Raw genomic sequence first — 13,034 nt, forward strand, 5'->3', positions numbered from 1 at the left:
GGCTACTCGCCAAGGGAGCGCCCCATGCCTGACATCGCCCTGACCAACGTGCGGGTCTTCGACGGCCACCGCCTGCTCGAACCCGGCACCGTCGTCATCTCCGGCGGTCACATCGGCACCGAGACCGCGGGGGCCGACGTCGTCGACTGCGAGGGCGGCGTGCTGCTGCCCGGCCTCATCGACGCCCACGTGCACCTGCACGGCCCCGAATCGCTCGACCAACTGGCGAGCCACGGCGTGACCACGGCGCTGGACATGGCTTGCTGGCCTCCGGCACTGGTCGACTCCCTGCGGAACGCACGCGGCACGACCGACATCCGCAGCGCCGGAACCCCGGCCGTCGCGCCGGGCAGCAAGCACTCGAAGCTCCCCGGTTTCCCCGCCACCGCGGTCGTGGCCGAACCCGACGGCGCGAAGACGTTCGTCGCCGACCGCGTCGCCGAGGGCTCGGACTACATCAAGGTCGTCGCCGAACCACCGGGTCCGGACGCGTTCGACCCGGCGACCCTGGAGGCCCTGATCTCCGCCGCACGCGACCACGGGAAGCTGTCCATCGCCCACGCCGCGGCGTTCGGCGCGGTGGTGTCGACCGCGAAAGCCGGCGCGGACGTGCTGACCCACGTGCCCCTGGACCGGCCGATCGACGACGTGGCGGCCGCACTGCTCAAGGGCAGGACCGTGGTCCCGACGCTGACCATGATGGCCGGGGTCGCGGCCAACGTCCCGCAGCTCGCCTACCGGCCGGCCGAGCTCAGCGTGACCGCGTTGCACCGGGCGGGCGTGCTGATCCTGGCGGGTACCGACGCCAACGCCACACCGGGAGCGCCCGCGAACGTGCCGCACGGCAGCAGCATGCACGAGGAACTCGAGCGACTCGTCGACGCCGGTCTGTCCACAGTGGAGGCTCTGCGGGCGGCGACGTCGGCACCGGCTCAGGTGTTCGGACTGGCCGACCGCGGCGCCATCGCACCCGGTCTCCGCGCGGACCTCGTGCTGCTCGACGGAGATCCGATCGCCGACATCCGCGCGACCCGCCGGATCAGGCGGATCTGGTGTGAGGGCATCGAGCACGCCCCTGCCTGACCTCGCGGGCGTGGCGGAGTTCAGCTGCCCGGCTCGTAACGGGACCAGTGGCCGGACCGGTCGTCGTGATCTCCCGCGACGAGGCCGAGGATCTGTGTGACGGCCGCGTCGACGGAGACCGGCCAGCGCTCCCCTCGGTCCGCATGGGTGGCTCCGGTGTACCGGCCGGCGACGGCGTTCACGAACGGACCGGGGTCGTAGCCCAGTGCCACCGCTCCGGCGGGCAGCAGCCCCTCCAGCGCCTTGACCTGATCGACAGCCGACTCCGGCGCCGTGCCGACGATGGTGATCACCCGGCCACGACCGGCGATCACGCTCGACAGCGCGGCGCGAGTCGGCGCGGTGCTCACGAGCGCGTCCACACGACCGAACTCGCGCAGTGCCCGAGCCACGGCGTCCTCGTCACGCGGGCCGGCCACCGCCCAGTCGACCTGACCGCCGCAGGCCCGCACCGCTTCCGCCGCTTCCGCCAGCACGGCCTCGTCGTCGTCCAGCAGCAGGACCTTGGCCTGCGCACCACCGAGCCGCTCGGCGAGCAACCTGCCGAGTCCGCGGCCGCCGTTGGTGATCACCACGGCCAGGCCCCGCACTCGCTGGGACGGGTCGAGCAACAGGTCCCGCGCGACCTTGCCGGTGGCCGAACGGGGAATCCCGGCGACGGCCTCTATCAACCGGATCCGCTTGTGAGGCGTGACGCGGGCCGCCACGTGTGCCACGAGCTCGGCCGGTGACACCGGCGAGGACCGCACGACATAAGCCTTGGGCAGTTCACCGCAGACCGGGTCCGGTGCTCCGAGGACGGCGGCGTCGACTACCGCGGGATGCGTCATCAGCACGTCTTCGAGCTCCGGCGCGGCGACCTGGTGGCCCTTGTACTTGATGAGTCCCTTGAGCCGCCCCACGATGCTCACGTAGCCCCGGTCGTCGCGGACGGCGAGGTCGCCGGTGCGCAGCCAGCCGCCGGCGTCGATCAGCTCGGCGGTGGCGGCGGGGTCGCCGAAGTAGCCGGGGGTGAGCTGGGGCCCGCGGATCCACAGTTCTCCCGGCGCGCCGCCCGCCGTGTCCGCACCTGTGTGCGGATCGACGAACCGGACGTCCGTGCCGGGCACCACGACGCCGACGGACGTGGCGGGGCCGGGTGCGCCGTCCGGGGTGAAGCAGACGCAACCCGCCTCGGTCATGCCGTAGCCCTGCACGACGGGCACGCCGAGCCGCTGGGAGCACTCCGCGGCCGCCGCGGCGGCGAGCGGTGCTCCGCCGGACACGACCTGTCGCAGCGAAACAGGGCGCTCCCCCAGGCCAAGGTCGGCGGCGGCGATGTCGGCGACGACGCTCGGCACCAGATACGCGACGCCGATCCGGTGCCGCGCCATCACCTCGACGATGCCGGCGGCGGTAACCGGCCGGCCGGCGATCACGATCGGCGCGCGTGCGAGCAGTGCGTGGTTCATCGCCATCTGCATGCCGTAGATGTGCCGCAGCGGCGTCACCGCCAGAACGGCCTCGCCTTCGGTGAGTTCGTGCACCGCGCCGATCTGCGCGAGGTTCGCGACCAGGTTGTGGTGTGTGATCACCACCTGCTTGCTGCGCCCCTGCGTACCGCTGGACGCGGCGAGCACCGCTGTGCGCTCACCGCCGTACACCGCGGGCAACGCGGTTCCCGGCGAACCGATCAGTGCCGCATCCCATTCCGCGCCGTGTTCGGGTACCGCGCCGCGCACGATCGCGTGCTTGATGGTGTGTGCGACGGCGTCAAGGCGCTGCCACGCTGCCGCGTCCGCGATGACGGCGGTGACGCTGTGCGCGGTGAAGCCGGGGAGCCACTCGTCCGGCGCGGGCGTTCTCGGGTCGAGCGCGAGCACGACACCACCGGCGGCCAGCACGGCGTGGTAGGCGATGACGAACTCGGCGCTGTTCTCCATGATCACACCGACGACGTCGTCGTCGCCGACGCCCGCGTCGCGCAGGTGCGCGCCCAGTGCGGTCACCGCGAGCGCGAGCTCACGCCGTGTCCACCGCCGCTCGTCGCCCGCGGTGAGATCGATGACGGCGACGTCGCCTCCCGCCGCCGTCCCGTCGCGGCCCCAGATCGCCTCGGTCAGGCTGACGTCACCGGGGTCGGCGAAGGTACCGATCACTTGTCCCTCTCCGTTCCGTCAGTCCTGGTGAACGCGGACCAGCACCTTGGTCGCGGTGCGGGCGTCCATGGCGGCGTAGCCGTCGGCGATCTGCTCGAGCGGGAGCGTCCGGTCGAACACGGGCGAGGGATCGATCCGGCCGGCGAGCACGTCCTCGACGAGCTCCGGCAGGTAGGTCCGAGCCGGGGTGAGTCCCCCCGTGAGCCGGACGTTGCGCAGGAACGTCGCCGACAGGTCCGCGACCGGCGGGCCACCGGTGACGCTCACCGCACCACCGTCCCGGCAGATCGAGAGCGCCAGCTCCTGCGACGGGGGTGCGGCGGTGCACTCCACCACCACGTCGGCACCGACACCACCGGTGTGCTCGCGGACGAACTCGGCGGCCGCCCCGAGGTCGCGGCCGGTGAGCACGTCGGTCGCGCCGAACAGTTTGCCGATGTGCGTGCGGGACTCGTGCCTGCCGAGCAACATCACCCGCTCGACGCCTGCCGCACGCGCGGCCAGCACCGTGCAGAGTCCGACCGAACCATCGCCGACGACAGCGACGACATCGGAGGGCCGGACACCCGCGGATCGCACCGCGTGCGTGCCGGTCGCCATGACATCGGTGAGCGTGAGCAACGCCGGGAGCCGTTCGTCGTCCGCCTCGACCGGCACGGCCACGAGGGTGCTGTCAGCGAACGGAACCCGAACGGCTTCCGCCTGCCCGCCGTCGCCCGCGACACCGAACATGCCGCCCACCGCGCAGGAACTGCTGAAGCCGCGAGTGCAGGAGTCGCAGACACCGTCGGAAAAACTGAACGGGGCGACGACGACCGTACCGGGCCGGGCGGTGCGGACGTCCTTGCCGACCTCGGTGACCACACCGATGAACTCGTGTCCGCAGCGCGGGCCGGTGACCGGTCCCGGCAGGCCGCGGTAGCCGTGCAGGTCCGTGCCGCAGATACCGGCGACAAGGACCCGCACCACGGCGTCCGCCGGATCGACCACCACCGGGTCGGCCACGTCCTCGACGGTCACGTGCCCAGCGCCGTGCAGAATCGCCGCCCTCATCGCGCCACCTCCGAGATGCGAGCCCGCGCGGTGTTCAGATTTGTCATGCGGCGTCTCCTCTTTCAGCGGGAACGAAGGCGGACACGATGTCCCGCACCAGGGTCGTGACCTCACCGGGCACCAGGTCGAGCACCGGCGCCAGCTCGGGCAGGTCGATCGGATGCTGTTCGAGATCGCGCGCCGCGGCGTCCGCACGGTGCACGGCGTGGGCCATGAACACGTCCTCGCCGACTGGACCACGATCGACCTGGAAGTAGCTGTCGAACATGTCTTCCTCGGCCGGCAGCGCGCCGTCGCCCGCCCGCCGGCCCGATTCCTTGAGCAGGGACTCGCCTTCGGGCACGAGAGCCTTGCCGATCTTCATATGCACCAGGCGATTGCTCTTGACGGCGCGTTTGAGCGAGCTGTCCGGTGGAACGTCCAGCCCGTGCAGCAACTGCTGCAGGTAGGTGTAGTCGCGCGCCCAGACACCGCTGAACGCGGGATTCGCGGCGGCCATGCTGGTGCGGATCACGGTGCGGTAGAGCACTTCGCCGCAACTGCCGGCGTAGACGAACATGGCCGAGTACCGGTCGAACCACACGGCGGCCTCGTCCAGCAGCGCGTCGTGCACACCTTCCCGGTACATCCGGGTGAGCACCTCGGCGAGCCGCCTCCACACGCACAGCGCGACGTGGTGGCCCAGCAACCAGCGGTGGTACGCACGTTCCGCCTCGTCCTCCGGTGCGAGCAACGGCCGCACGCCGAAGTCCTTGTGCGGCAGGCCACTTCGCGGCGCGAACGGCTCGTCGGGCAGGGGCAGCGGCAGGAAACCCAGGTTGCGCCGCACCGCAGCGGCAGACGGCGCGAGCACGCCTGCGTTCACGTTCGTGCCTCCCATTCCGCCAGGAACGCCTCCACGACGTCGGCGGCGAGCCGGACATCGGCGTCCAGGGGGCGGTCCTTGTCGACCGGCGGAATCTCGGCGGCGAGCCGGTTGCCCAGCTCCACGCAGAACGGCGCGGTCGGCCGTCCCCCGCGCAGGTGGATCGCCTGCCGCAGACCGAGCGCGAGCGAGCCGTGCAGCAACCTCAGCAGCCGGGCGAGTTCCCAGGCGTTGAGCGCGGCCTGCGTACCGAACGGCACGATGTCCTGGTTGTGCAGGTTCGTGGGCAGGCTCTGCACGCTCGCGGGCGTCGCGGCCCTGCGCATCGCCGCCACGATCGCGGTGGTGACGAGCTGCACGCCCTGCAGTGCGTGCTGAACACCGGGATCGGGCGACAACATGGGAGGAAGACCTGTGTTGCGGTGAGGATCGACGAGCAGGTCGAGCTGCCGCTCAGCGAGATTGCCCACCTGGACGGCGACGAGGGTGAGCAGATCCGCCGCGAACGAACAGGGCTGTCCGAAGAAGTTCCCGCCGTGCGCGACGATCTCGTCTTCGGGGAAGAACAACGGGTTGTCACTCACCCCGTTGAGGTCGTTGTGCACCACGGTTTCGGCGTAGTTCACCGCTGATGCGGCCGCGCCGAGCAGTTGTGGTGTGCACCGGATGCTGTACGGCTCCTGCAGCGGCCGCTCTCCGGTGGGCACCGACCCGTCGAGCATCTTCGACATGCGCACGCCCAACGCGGCCGCCTCGGGGTGCCCGAACGCGGTCAGCAGCCGTTCGTCGAGGAACGCGCTGGTGCTGCCGAGCACGTCGGCGAGCAACGCGGTGAGTGCCGTCGCCGAGGAGAGCGACCGCCGCACGGACAGCCAGGCGAGTCCGGTGGTCGCCGCCGTCAGCGAGGTGCCGTTGACGAGTGCGAGCGCGTCGCGACCGCCGAGCTCGAGCGGGGTGAGCCCGGCCTCGCGCAGCGCGCCGGCGGCAGGAAGCCTGCGGCCGTCGACGTAGGCGTAGCCCGTACCGCGCAACGCCTGCGCCACGTAGGCCAGCGGCACCAGATCTCCGCTGGCGCCCACGGATCCCAGCGTCGGCACGGCCGGGGTGAACGTGGTGCGCAGCATGGCGGTCAGCGCCTCGACCACGCCGGGCGACACACCGGAACGCGCCTTGGTCAGCGACCACAGCCGGACCAGCACGGCGGCGCGCACGATCTCCTCGGGCAGATCCGCTCCCTGCCCCGCGGTCAGGTGCTGCAAGGTGTTGTCGCACTGGTCGGCGGCGGTGTCCCGGCCGGCGAACGTGACCAGCGGCCCGAAGCCGGTGGTCGCGCCGTAGACCTCGTTGCCGTCGGCCACGAACGACTCGACGAACGCCTGGGACTGCTTCAGTCCGGACAGGACTTCCTCGGACAGGGTGATGTCGATCAGTCCGCGCGCTTGTTCGAGCAGGCCGGCCCGGAGGCGGCCCGGCAGGGTCACGTGATGTGTCGACGGCATGGGACACTCCCGATTCGTTCCGTTCGGGTTGAGCCGATCGTTGGTGGAGACCAGAAACGCTCACCAGCGGGCAAAGCGATGTTATGCACCGATCTCGGTGCTTGACCCACCCTGTCCCAGTCGACGGAACGACTTTTTCGCTGTCCCACAACGGTCTCGGAACGAGTCGGCGCGACTTGGGCGTCGACGACGAGTCCATTGAGGATGGACAGTCCGGCTCACGAACGGTGTGGCTCACCGGGCACCAAAGCTCGCTCGAGCTCGAACGCCGCCTCTTTCCACAGCACGGCCAGGCGCTGCGGTTCGAACGGCCCACCGTGCCCGAGCACGGACATGGTCGTGGTACCGCGATAGCTCGCCGACAACGTGAAGCAACTTCCGCCCAGCGGGAACCACGGCAGTGGAAGGATCTCGTGGAACGGTTCACCGCGCCACACCACCTGCCCGTTGATGTTCAGGCCGGAGACCGTGAACGCCGACCTGAGGGGGTCGACGATCCGGGGAAGAGCCCGTGCGGCCAGCCATTCCGCCCGGCCGTGGCTCACCTCGTGCCAGAACCTCCGCCACTGGGCAAGCCGCCGGGTGTGCGTGGACCGGATGACCGAATCCAGCGCGGTGGCCGGAGAGGGGGAACCGGAGGGCAGCGGCACCCGGATCAGGCCGAGGTGGTTGCCGATCGGTCCGTCCGGTTCACCGTCCACACGGGTGTCCACCGGGACGGCGACGTAGGTGGGACGGCCCGATCGCGGTACGGGAGAACCCGTCCGTTCGCGATCGAGGTTGTCCAGCGCGATCGCCATCGCGCCGAGGTGCACCTGGTTCACCGTTGCGCGGCGCGTCCTCGCGATGGCCTTCAGGACACCGGTTGGCACTTGCGCGTACGCCAGTGATCGCGGCGAACCGGCCGGAGCCGGCGGCGACGGCCGGACCAGGCCGGGCCGGTAGGTCGAGAGAAGATCAGGTGCCACCGCGAGCGCCCGGAGGACGCTCGCGGTGGCACCGGAGCGTGATGCGGCGGCAATCGCCCGTGGTTCCTCGTCACCCAGCAGGATCTGCAGTGTGCGGATGGCACCGGCAGCGTCCTGAACGGCGTGGTGCGTCAGGTAGTGGAGCTCCCAGCGGTTCTCGTCCGCGACCGGCACGAGCCACATGCCCCACAGCGGCAAGGAGGCGCCGCGGGCCAGCAGGGTCTGTGCCGGGCTCCGGCCGGGTTCGGGCAATACGCCCGCTTGCACGTGGTCGCGGATGTCGAAGTTTTCGTTGCGCACCCACGTGATGCCGCTGCCATCGGCTTCGAGGCGATAGGTCAGCACAGGTACGTGCACCATCCGCTGTGCTACGTGACGACGAAGATCCTCCAGCGCGGGGGCCTCGCCCGCAGCGCGCAACACGAAGCCGAAGTAGAGATCCGACGGCTCGGTCACGACCTGACCCATGCCGTAGAACGCTCTCGTCCACAGGTTGGCACGTGGCGTTTCGATCAACGCCGTGGCGCTCCCGGCGATCGCTCTGTCGGTCATCACTTCACTCCGCTGCCGCTACCCGGCTTGGCTCGAGCACGTCCTCGACGGTGATGTACTCACCGGAGCGGTGATCCGCCGCGCCCTCGGCGAGACGGCGCAGCACCGCCGCGGCGCGCGCGATCGGCGTCGTCCGGCCGGCGGTCCGCTCCACCTCGTACCAGGCCGCGATGCGTTTCTCCCACGGGTTCCCGCCCGCTTCGGCCCGCGCCAGGCTCGACAGGGTGATCCCGGCCTCCACCAGTCCCGGGTGGTAGCTGAGCACGGTGACGCCGTGTTCACGGGTCTCGGCGGCCAGGTTCTCGGTCAGCTTGATCACCGCCGCCTTCGACACCGAGTAGGCGGTGGCGCGCGGCCACCGGTACACGCCGGCGTGACTGACGATGTTGATGATGCGTCCTGCCCCGCGACGCACCATGTGGGGCAGCGCGGCCGTACTCGTCAGCATCGTGCCTCTGACGTTGACCTCCATCGCCTGCCACCACTCGTCGTCGTCCACTTCCCACGTGTTGCCGATCGGACCTGCCAGTCCTGCGTTGTTCACGAGGACGTCGAGTCCGCCCGCGCTGCGTTCCACGTGCTCGACGGCCGACGTCACGGCCGCCCTGTCCGTGCTGTCGGCGGCCACGGCGTCCACCACGATGCCCTCGGCGCGCATCTCGTCGCGGGCCGCCAGCAGCGCCTGCCGGTCTCTTCCGGTGATGACCACGAACGCCCCCGCACGCCCCAGTTCCTCCGCGAAGGAGCGCCCAAGTCCTTTGGCGCCACCGGTGATGAGGACACGCAGCCGTGCAGGTGCGGACCCGCGGGTCGTCACTGCGTCCAATCCGGACAGTGGTGCGTGCGGCGGGATCGAAGCACTCACGACCGGCCGGTTCGCTTGCGCGCGATGGTGAGGCCGTCCGCGATCGGGAGCATGACCGACTCGACGCGGTCATCGGCCAGGACATGACCGTTGAACTCGTCGATCGCCTTCGCGTTTCCGGCCGGGGAGTCGTCCGCGGCTTCGCCGTAGTAGAAGGTGTTGTCGGCGAGGAGCAAGCCGCCCGGCCGTACCCGCGGCACGAGGAGCTCCCAGTACCGCCGGTAGTTCACCTTGTCCGCGTCGATGAAGACCAGGTCGATGTGCTCGGTCCCGGGCAGCGCCGCCAGGGTGTCCGCGGCCTGGCCGAGCCGGACCTCGATGCGGTCGGCCACGCCTTCCTTCTCCCACGCCTGCCGGGCGATCCCGGTCCAGTCGTCGGACAGGTCACAGGTCACGAGCCGGCCGCCGGAACCCAGTCCCCTCGCCATCGCCAGGGTCGAGTACCCGGTGTAGGTGCCGACCTCCACGATCCGCCGTGCGCCGGTGAGCTGGACCAACAAGGTGAGGAGCACGCCTTGCTCGTGCGGAATCTGCATCTCCGCGGACGCACCGAGCTCAGTCGTCCTCTCGATCAGCCACTGCTGGGCCGGGGTGGGCGGTTCGGCGTGGCGCAGCAGGTAGTCGTAACGCCGCTGGTTCATCACGATGGTCTTGAGAGCGGGCGACTCGAGATCGGTCACTTGGGGAACCTCCCGAACGAGATGGACGTGAGCAGGCTCCGGCCTGCCGCTACGACGACGGTGTGCGATCAAGGTCGTCCAGAACGCCTGTGCCGAGCCGTGACCGCTCCGTCCGGGCTGAGCCGTGCCGCGGGTTGTCGCCAGCGGGCACAAGCGATGCTATGGCGCCGACTGGCCTGTTCGGACACCACGTTCCAGCCTGCGGAACACGTTCTCCGGGCCGAACCGATTGGCCCGGCAGGAATCGCGGCACCGGCGAGACCGCCTGCGGCATGCCACTTCGCCGAGCAGCTCGCGGGTTCACCACGACGACGTGCCGTTGTGTTCTGCCCCGAGCCGGCGGAGAAGGCATGAAGCTGCCAGCGGCGACCAGACAGCGCGGTCGGCACCGAGACTGGCCGCATGCGCGAACTCATCTCGGCGGTAGCCATCGGTCTCGTGCTCACGGGGTGTTCGGCGGCCGAACCGGCTGGGCCTCCGCCTCCGCCACCGCCGCCTCCGCCCACCCGGCAGCTGGTCGAGTGGTCGACCGCGGTGTGCTCGCACGTGAAGACGCTCGAGGACGCCATGAAACCGAAGAGCTCCAGCCCCTTCTTCTACGTGCGGTCCGTGGTCGACGGCGTCGACCACGCGACGAAGGAGCTGAAGAACTTGAAGCCGTCGGAGGTGCCCGCGGCGGACGAGCACATCGCCGGACTGGTCAGGGCACTCGAAGGCGTCCGGCCACAGTTGCCGCCCGCGACCGACAACTCCCTGATGACGGCGCCGGAGGCCGACGCGCAGGCGAAGATGAAGCAGGTCACGGAGCTGATCTCCAGTCTCGGACCGGTGCGGCGAAAGCTCACCGATGTCGTCGAGAACGCGCCGGAGCTGCTCACCTCCTACAACCTGACGCCCGCCTGCGAGCCCGCGCGTGCCGTGACGCTGCCGGACCCGGCGCCCACGCGGGATCTCGTGACCTGGGCGGACAAGATGTGCGCCACCGTCACCTCCATCACCGCGCTGACCACCGACACCGCCGCCATCGCGGGCGACGATCCCCGGTTCGCCACGTTCGAGCTCGAGAGCTACCTCCGCGCGACGAGCTCGGCGATCAGCGGTGGTGCCGAGAAGATCGCCGGCCTGGAGCCGACGGGCGTCAAGGAGGCGGACACCTTCCGCGACACCCTGCTCGCCGCACTGCGTGAACAGGCAGGGACGCTGCCGAAGGACACCTCGTTCAGCGACCGGTTGCCGCTCGGCGCGCTGCAGGACCGGGTCAACGCGGCCAAGGCCGCCGCCACCGCGATCAAGCCGAAGGCCGAAGGGCTGCTCGCCGCCGCCGAACACGGCCCCGCGCTCGCCGCGTCCTACGACCTCGCGCCATCGTGCGTCCCGCGCGACGCCGCGGCGACACCGAAGCAGCCGCTGACCGCGCGCAACGGCACCGATCTCGCCGCCTGCAAGGCCGGATCGTGTCAGGTGCTGGTCACCGAGAAGGCCGACATCGTCGTGGGCAACCTGACTGTCGCGGTGGCGATCCGCGGTGGCGGGATGGTGCTCACCACCCCGTTCAGCCGGATGTCGCTCGGCGCGAACGGCACGGGGAAGATCGGCACCGCGGGCGGGCCGACCGTCGTGTTCACGCTGGCCGGCGTGGAGGGTACGACGGCGGTGGTCGACATCAACACCGAGTGAGGACTGCCCTGACGGGCCTCGCGCAGTGCCGGCTACCTGCCGCCCGACAGAACCTCGCGGACGAAGTCGTTGATCTCGGCGTTGCCGAGCCGGGCGTAGAAGCCGGGCGCACCGGTGGCGGCGCAGCCCTCGCCGCCGCTGACGACGCCGATCTGGAACCACCACCCGCGGCCGCCTTCCAGCGTGGCCTCCTTCAGCAGCGGGCCACCGCTGTCACGCTGACAGGCGTCCCGGTGCGACACGCCGGCGCAGACCAGCGTGTCGTCGATCGCGATGTCCGGATAGCTCACCTGGCACTCGACCCGGGACACGATCGGCACGTCGACCTGCTGCAGGCGGTCCGGGTAGCTGGTGTTGCCGTTGCCGGGGTTGCCGGGCGACTGCTCGACGGTGTTGCCCCAGCCGATCACCCTGGCGACGCTGCCCGGCCGCTCCAGCGCGTCGGTCCCGCGGGTGGGCAGCAACGGGACGTCGACTCCCGGCACCGCCTCGTCCAGCACCAGGATCGCGACGTCGTAGTGCGGGAAGTGACGCTTCGGATGCGAGTGGATCTTGACCACGCCGCGGGTCGCTCCCGCGGTACCGGACAGCACCGTGGCACCGACGACCACCCGCACGGTCTCGTGGAAGCCGCCGGGAACGCAGTGCGCGGCGGTCAGCACCATCCTCGGGCTCACCAGGCTGCCGCCGCAGCGGTGCCGGTCGTACCCGTTGCCCGAACCCAGCGTGGTCTGCACGCTGACCATGAACGGGTACGCGCCTTCCGCGGCAGGCGTTCCGCCGACGATCATCGGCTGCACCGGCGGCTCCGGCGGCGGGGACGCACCGGCAGGAGCAACGGCGGACACGAGACTCGCCACCGCGACGACCACAATGGACAGCACTTTTCGACGCACGGACAACCCTTTCGAACGAAGAACGCCAGCGGCAACCCTCATTTGCGCGAGGCCGTTACCTCGCATTCCTTGACGTACTTCAGGCCGAGCGTGATCGACTCGGAGTCGTTGTTCGGACCGCCCAAGGCGTAGCCGACGGTGGTCGCGCCGGGCGTGTTCTGGACCTCGGCGTACCGGACTCCCTTGTCCCGCAGGCACTGCACCACCCGGTTGGCGAAGTCCACCGCTTCCGGGTTGGCCGCGTCCTTCTCCCAGGGCGGCAGCGGGATCTTGGACCCGCAGGTCTTCAGCGCCGAGTCGACCTTCTCCTGCGGCGGCTGCGTACTGCCGGGCGGAATCGCGCGCCCGGAGTCGTCCAGGCCGAACTGCCCCATGCACTTCTTGAGCGGTGCCCTCAGCGCGTCCTGGTCCTCGGGCGTCATGTCCAGCCGCTCACGAGGGCGGTCCTCCGCCGGGGCCGAAGCCTGCGTGCTACCGGCGCTCGTGCTGGGTGTCGAGATCGACGCCACCTCGGGAGAGTCGTTCCGGCTCGGCGCCGAGCAGGCGGCGAGCGCCGACAGCGCCAGCACAGCCAGGACGGACGTCTTCTTCACGGTTCTCCTCGTCTGCTGAGTCATCGGGTCAGGCGCGAGATCGGGAAGGCCCGCAGGCCACGGCCCGGAACGAGCGGAGGGCCGAGTACCACCTGCACGCCCGGCTCGGCGATCACCCCGACCGCGAGCACTGCGTTCCCTGGGGGTTACGCATGATCCACATCA

Annotated in this window: 11 protein-coding genes; 2 read left to right on the top strand and 9 right to left on the bottom strand. The window is 70.5% G+C overall.

The features are described 5' to 3' along the window. Positions 1-24: 24 nt before the first annotated feature. Positions 25-1,083, top strand: coding sequence for an amidohydrolase family protein (locus tag ACRSBM_RS21445; RefSeq protein WP_434445408.1), 1,059 nt, complete (start codon positions 25-27; stop codon positions 1,081-1,083). Between the two features lie 20 nt (positions 1,084-1,103). On the opposite strand, the gene ACRSBM_RS21450 is transcribed toward ACRSBM_RS21445, so the two are convergent. The 7 genes from ACRSBM_RS21450 to ACRSBM_RS21480 form a co-directional block, all read right to left on the bottom strand. Beyond that, complete coding sequence (locus ACRSBM_RS21450) at positions 1,104-3,221, bottom strand: SDR family NAD(P)-dependent oxidoreductase (protein WP_434445409.1); 2,118 nt, start codon at positions 3,219-3,221, stop codon at positions 1,104-1,106. Positions 3,222-3,239: 18 nt separating this feature from the next. Then, positions 3,240-4,274, bottom strand: a complete 1,035-nt coding sequence (locus tag ACRSBM_RS21455; RefSeq protein WP_434445410.1) for a zinc-binding dehydrogenase — start codon at positions 4,272-4,274, stop codon at positions 3,240-3,242. Positions 4,275-4,317: 43 nt separating this feature from the next. Then, the gene (locus tag ACRSBM_RS21460) at positions 4,318-5,139 is read right to left on the bottom strand and encodes a hypothetical protein (RefSeq protein WP_434445411.1); all 822 of its coding nucleotides are present in this window, start codon (positions 5,137-5,139) and stop codon (positions 4,318-4,320) included. Further along, on the bottom strand, positions 5,136-6,638 hold the full coding sequence (locus tag ACRSBM_RS21465) for an HAL/PAL/TAL family ammonia-lyase (RefSeq protein WP_434445412.1): 1,503 nt from the start codon (positions 6,636-6,638) through the stop codon (positions 5,136-5,138). The genes ACRSBM_RS21460 and ACRSBM_RS21465 overlap by 4 nt, the downstream gene beginning before the upstream one ends. Before the next feature lie 218 nt (positions 6,639-6,856). Continuing rightward, complete coding sequence (locus ACRSBM_RS21470; protein WP_434445413.1) at positions 6,857-8,158, bottom strand: wax ester/triacylglycerol synthase domain-containing protein; 1,302 nt, start codon at positions 8,156-8,158, stop codon at positions 6,857-6,859. 4 nt (positions 8,159-8,162) lie between these two features. Next, positions 8,163-8,975: an SDR family NAD(P)-dependent oxidoreductase gene (locus ACRSBM_RS21475; protein WP_434445414.1), complete on the bottom strand. Its 813-nt coding sequence runs from the start codon at positions 8,973-8,975 to the stop codon at positions 8,163-8,165. A gap of 44 nt (positions 8,976-9,019) precedes the next feature. Beyond that, the gene (locus tag ACRSBM_RS21480; RefSeq protein ID WP_434445415.1) at positions 9,020-9,703 is read right to left on the bottom strand and encodes an O-methyltransferase; all 684 of its coding nucleotides are present in this window, start codon (positions 9,701-9,703) and stop codon (positions 9,020-9,022) included. A 402-nt stretch (positions 9,704-10,105) separates the two neighbouring features. Between ACRSBM_RS21480 and ACRSBM_RS21485 the strand changes: the two genes are divergently transcribed. After that, the gene (locus tag ACRSBM_RS21485) at positions 10,106-11,380 is read left to right on the top strand and encodes a hypothetical protein (protein ID WP_434445416.1); all 1,275 of its coding nucleotides are present in this window, start codon (positions 10,106-10,108) and stop codon (positions 11,378-11,380) included. A 32-nt stretch (positions 11,381-11,412) separates the two neighbouring features. On the opposite strand, the gene ACRSBM_RS21490 is transcribed toward ACRSBM_RS21485, so the two are convergent. Both ACRSBM_RS21490 and ACRSBM_RS21495 read right to left on the bottom strand, forming a co-directional pair. Further along, a complete protein-coding gene (locus ACRSBM_RS21490) occupies positions 11,413-12,276 on the bottom strand; it encodes a S1 family peptidase (protein WP_434445417.1) in 864 nt (287 codons plus the stop codon). A gap of 38 nt (positions 12,277-12,314) precedes the next feature. Continuing rightward, positions 12,315-12,869, bottom strand: coding sequence for a hypothetical protein (locus ACRSBM_RS21495; RefSeq protein ID WP_434445418.1), 555 nt, complete (start codon positions 12,867-12,869; stop codon positions 12,315-12,317). Positions 12,870-13,034: the final 165 nt, after the last annotated feature.

The organism is Lentzea xerophila (assembly GCF_051094245.1).
Taxonomy (GTDB): Bacteria; Actinomycetota; Actinomycetes; order Mycobacteriales; family Pseudonocardiaceae; genus Lentzea; species Lentzea xerophila.

What these genes read in the sequence shown, in the direction of transcription:
- ACRSBM_RS21470 (WP_434445413.1), bottom strand. Translation starts at nt 8,158, where the DNA reads ATGACCGACAGAGCGATCGCCGGGAGCGCCACGGCGTTGATCGAAACG.
- ACRSBM_RS21445 (WP_434445408.1), top strand. Translation starts at nt 25, where the DNA reads ATGCCTGACATCGCCCTGACCAACGTGCGGGTCTTCGACGGCCACCGC.
- ACRSBM_RS21485 (WP_434445416.1), top strand. Translation starts at nt 10,106, where the DNA reads ATGCGCGAACTCATCTCGGCGGTAGCCATCGGTCTCGTGCTCACGGGG.
- ACRSBM_RS21465 (WP_434445412.1), bottom strand. Translation starts at nt 6,638, where the DNA reads ATGCCGTCGACACATCACGTGACCCTGCCGGGCCGCCTCCGGGCCGGC.
- ACRSBM_RS21455 (WP_434445410.1), bottom strand. Translation starts at nt 4,274, where the DNA reads ATGAGGGCGGCGATTCTGCACGGCGCTGGGCACGTGACCGTCGAGGAC.